The sequence below is a fragment of the Vibrio sp. RM-69-4 genome, from assembly GCF_024743775.1.
GTDB lineage: Bacteria > Pseudomonadota > Gammaproteobacteria > Enterobacterales > Vibrionaceae > Vibrio > Vibrio anguillarum.
The window spans coordinates 1-5,113 of the sequence record NZ_JAMQXI010000065.1 but is presented as its reverse complement, the minus strand read 5'-3'; the positions used below and the strand labels follow the sequence as shown (position 1 = coordinate 5,113).

Here is a 5,113-nt window from a genome sequence, read left to right as displayed (position 1 = left end):
TTTCTTTGCTGATTTAGCATTTTGGTTTATAAATGAATCGGTTAGTGTTTTTCAAGTTTACAAAAAGTTTTGTTCTTGGGTTTTGAAAGTATTGTTGTCAATTGGTTGGCCTAACAAACGGCTCAAGAGGGATTGCCAACGCGTGGCGACTTTAGTGCAAAATTGAAGTTCAGTGTTTACGGTGTGTTTTTTAAGTTCGGCGGTGCGTTGTCAACCCCTTAGCCGGGCGTTATGTGTTTGATGAGTTTTTAGGGCTAACCCTACGATTTCATTGAGAATTCGCTCCGTGTTTTCGGCAAGTTGGCTTGGTCGAAATGGATTCTTGAACAACCTGAGATTGATCGTTTTCAAGGTTCTTGGGTTGCCTCAATTGAGTGCTGGATCTGGTTTGCGTTGGGTTTCGGTGGTTTCAAATCGCTTTAATTGAAATGTCCTTTTGACTGGTTTTCTTGCTGACATTCAGCTCTGAAAATCTGGTGACGCAAAAAATTTAGCGGTTGCTGAAAGGGCGCTTTCTTTGTTGTCGATTCTGTAAGTGGCTCTCTTTGGCTCAGATCGCTGTGAATTTTAGGTTTTGGTAAGCATCATTTTTGTACGTAACTTATTCAAATTTATTCATTTCTACGGTGGTTTACTTTGAATTCACGGTAAAATTCACATAACAAGCAATTCAAGTGGATTCTCAACGCGTGGCAGTTTTACTATGCGTTAGGTAAAGTGTTTACGGTGTTATGCAGCGGCTTGGTCAGTGCGTTGTTCACCACTTAATTGGGCGTTAGGCTTTTCGTAGGATAATCAAAATGTGGAATGATGTTGAACAATTAACGAAGATCGTAAGATTTGTCCCTTATGTTTTTATTTCATTGGGGTTTGTTGTGGCGCTTTCGGGGCAGTTTGTAAAAGGGAAAGTAGAAGAACGAGTGGTGTTTTTGAAGCAAGAGGCGGAAATTACATTTAAAAATATGGCACCAGATTTGGATGTGACACTTGCTAAATACGCACCCACAGGTGAACTTGTGCTTCAGATAACAGCGAGAAATGATATTCCTTTCAGTTCAAGTTGGCATATTAAAACCACAAACAATGAGATTGTATCAGGCATACTGTTAGAGAAACCGGTGAGCACGCCAACTCCTGAACAACGAGTATTCTTATTCAAAGTGACAGTTGAAGCGACTAAAATAAAAAGTAATTACTTAGAGTTAGACTATTTCTATGAATCTAAATACTCGTCAGAGCTCAACCAACCGGATAACTTAAAGGGAAAAATAACCAAAAAATATTTCTATATAAACGGTGAGGTTCTCCCTGTAGATCAATTTCAAAAAACAGTAGAACAGTTATCTCTTAAACCACAAGCCTAACAAGCAATTTAAGAGGGATTCACAACGCTTGGCATTTATGCTTCTACTTCAAATTTAGTGTTTATGGCACAATGCTTTAGGTTTGGGTGGAGGCGTTGTTCACCCCTTAATTGGGCGTTAAGTGCTTTAAGAGGACTATCGTAAATGCAGAGATTTGAAGATGTAATAAATGTCTGGAAAGAGAATTTGGTCCAAAAAATTGAGTTAGGGTCTTTACTCTCGAAGTCTCCAGTAGCTCATAAGTGGAAATGTACGCACAGGTCCTTGGTTTTACGGGAGTTAACATTTTGGCGAATAACCGATCTAATTGAACAAGCATACCTTTTACACAAAAATGAACATGCTTTAGGTGTTCGCATTCTTCTTAGAAGCGCTATCGAAACCTCAGCGGTTTTGATATATCTGAATCAACGAATGGAGGCAGTTATGTCAGGGAAACTGGCGTTCTCAGAGTTTTCAGATATTAGCTCTCAATTACTTTTGGGCTCAAAAAACGAAGTTACCAATTTATCTGCTATCAATGTAATGACTGTTCTAAAGCACTGTGAGCGAAAGTACACAGGAATTAGCAAAATCTATAGTGACCTGTGCGAATCGGCTCACCCAAATTATGAGGGGATTTGTGCTGGTTATTCGATAATCGATCATGAAAAGTGCATTACTCAGTTTGGAAATTTCTGGCATGAAGCCTGTTGTTCACAGCACGATAACTTGTTCTATTTTATAATGAAACTATATGAATCAGAGTATAATGAGTTTCCAAAAGTGTTCGAGTCATTTGAGCAATGGATCGTAAACAACGATAAAAAACTGGAAACAGCGAAAGCAAGCACTTAACAAACTGTTTAAGAGTGATTCGCAACGCGTGGCATTTTTACTATGCGTTGGTTTAAGTGATTAAGGTGGTCTGCGGGAGCTTCTGTATTGCGTTGCTCACACCTTAACAGGGCGTTATGCAACTCAGGTAAATTTAGGGGTTCAATCTTTAGGGATTTCTCCGGCCATTCGTTTTGTGTTGTCGGCAAATGAGCATTTTTACCCTCAAATTCGTGGTCAACTCAAACCGTAAAACAGGCAAAGTTCTTTGCTTGCCTCAATCGGTTTTAGCGCTGGCGCGTTGTCAGTTTGGCAGGCGCAAAATGTGGAAAGGGCAAGTTTATCGAGCATTTTGTACTTACTGAAGGTTTCGCTCGTTGAGTTTTCCTGACACAAAAGCTTGGTTTGGTGCTGAAAGGTGGACTTTGTTTTGGCGGCTCATTTATCACAGTTCTTGCTTGGGTTGATTCTTGAATCACTCAACCATTGCAATTGTGGCTTTTGGTCGTGTAAATTCTGTTTATCTCATTGAATTTGCATAACAAACGGCTCAAGAGGGATTGCCAACGCGTGGCGACTTTAGTGTAAAATTGTAGTTCAGTGTTTAAGTGTGTTTTTTGAGTTCGGCGGTGCGTTGTCAACCCCTTAGCCGGGCGTTATGCAACTCAGGTAAATTTAGGGGTTCAATCTTTTGGGATTTCTCCGGTCATTCGTTTTGAGCTGTCGGCAAATGAGTATTTTTACCCTCAAATTCATGGTTAACTCAAACCGTAAAACAGGCAAGATTCTTTATTTGCCTCAATCGGTTTTAGCGTGGGCGTGTTGTCAATTTAGTGGGCGCAAAGTGTGGAAAGAGCAAGTTAATCGATAATTTTGTATTTGTTGAAGGCTTTGCTCGTTGAGTTTGTTTGGCTCAAAAGCCTAGTTTGTCGCTGAAAGGCAGACTTCATTTTTGCTGCTTATTTATCACGGCTTTTGCTTGGGTTGATTCTTGAATCACTCAACTATTGCAATTGTGGTTTTTGATCGAGTAAAGTCAGCTTATCTTATTGAATTTGCATAACAAACAATTCAAGTGGATTCTCAACGCGTGGCAGTTTTACTATGCGTTGAGTAAAGTGTTTTACGGTGCAATGCGGCGGCTTGGTCAGTGCGTTGTTCACCACTTAATTGGGCGTTATTCAACTCAGGTAAATTTAGGAGTTCTATCTTTTTAGGTTTCTCCGGCCATTCGTTTTGTGTTGTCGGCAAATGAGCTTTTTTACCCTAAAATTCGTGGTTAACTCAAACCGTAAAACAGGCAAGGTTCTTTGTTTGCCTCAATGAGTTTTGGTGCTGGTTTGTTGCCAATTCAGCGTGCGCAAAGTGTGGAAAGGGCAAGTTTATCGAGCATTTTGCTTTTGCTGAAGGTTTCGCTCGTTGAGTTTGTCTGATTCAAAAGCTTGGTTGGTTGTTGAAAGGTGGGCTTTGTTTTGTCAGCTTATTTATCATGGCTCTGGCTTGGGTTGGTTCTTGAATTACTCAACCATTGCAATTGTGGCTTTTGGTCGTGTAAATTCAGTTTATCTTATTGAATTTGCATAACAAACGGCTCAAGAGGGATTGCCAACGCTTGGCGGTTTTAGTGCAAAATTGAAGTTCAGTGTTTACAGTGTGTTTTTTGAGTTCGGCGGTGCGTTGTCAACCCCTTAGCCGGGCGTTATGCAACTCAGGTAAATTTAGGGGTTCAATCTTTTGGGATTTCTCTGGCTATTCGTTTGGTGTTGTCGGCAAAGGAGCATTTTTACCCTCAAATTCTTGGTTAACTCAAACCGTAAAACAGGCAAATTTCTTTGTTTGCCTCAATTGGTTTTAGCGTTGGGGCGTTGTCAGTTTAGCGGGTGCAAAGTGTGGAAAGTGCAAGTTAATCGATCATTTCGCATTTGCTGAAAGTCTTGCTCGGTGAGCTTGTCTCCTCCAAAAGCTTGGTTTGTCGTTGAAAGGTGAACTTTGTTTTGGCGGCTTATTTATCACGGTTCAGGCTTTGGCTGATTCTCGGTTCACTTAACCAATATTTTGATTGTTTTCTTAATCAAATGTCGTGTAACTTCTGGTTTATCTTATTGAATTTGCATAACAAAGCATTTAAGACGGATTCGCAACGCTTGGCGGTTTTAGTGTAAATTCAGTTTTTGCGTTTTAAGTGGTTTGTCGAAGCATTGGTGTTTAGCGTCGCTCACCACTTAATGCGGCGTTAGGTTTGCATTGACCTGACTTTTTAACCAGTACTGTATTGACGTACAGTTTCATATGAAATATCCTGCCTTTAATCTTTGTGTTATTGGTTGTGTGAATATGGATTTAACTTTAGTTGCAAAGCTTATTCCTGCCGTAGTAGGTATTATCGGTGGTGGTAAGGTTATTTATGAATTGGTTTCTGGTGTTCAATCAAAATTGAGAGAAGAATATAAGTTTGCTAAGGAGTTTCTGGATCAAGGAAACTTGGAAAAATTACACCCCTTTGCGATTGAAAAAGGTTACCAAGCAATAGCTGGCAGTACCTTAGTCACTCAAAAGGAAGCAGAGTATATTTTGTCGCTATCAAATCCAGTTCGTCGTTTGAATGATTTTAAAAAATCTCTGCAACTCTTCGAAAAAATGGACACTAAAGGTGAATTTGAGTTGGTGTTTAAAAGTAAGTATAGCACCACATGGTCACGTAACTGGCGTAAGGCTTTTTATCTTTTTTGGTACTTCACTCTCGCATTTATAGCTCTTTCACCGGCAGTTTTTCCTGAATGGTTTGGTGACCAAGGCATGCTTGCTATAGTAATGACGTTACCGGCTTTTGGCTTCTATGCATGGGGCGCAATGAACGCTTACAGTAAAATTAAAGCCGCAGAACGATTAGTCGAAAATAGGGAACGTCACACACCTCGAATTGTTGTTGACCC

3 protein-coding genes are annotated in these 5,113 nt (G+C 40.1%); all 3 read left to right on the top strand.

The annotated features are described in order from the left end of the window. Positions 1–800: 800 nt before the first annotated feature. Entirely contained in the window at positions 801–1,364 is a 564-nt protein-coding gene (locus NB504_RS10415; RefSeq protein WP_258428850.1) for a hypothetical protein, read from the top strand. 144 nt (positions 1,365–1,508) lie between these two features. Further along, positions 1,509–2,201 (top strand): hypothetical protein, encoded by a 693-nt coding sequence (locus tag NB504_RS10410; RefSeq protein WP_193168226.1) that lies wholly within the window; start codon positions 1,509–1,511, stop codon positions 2,199–2,201. A 2,268-nt stretch (positions 2,202–4,469) separates the two neighbouring features. Next, positions 4,470–5,113: hypothetical protein (locus tag NB504_RS10405; protein WP_258428848.1), on the top strand; the 644-nt coding region annotated here is incomplete at its 3' end.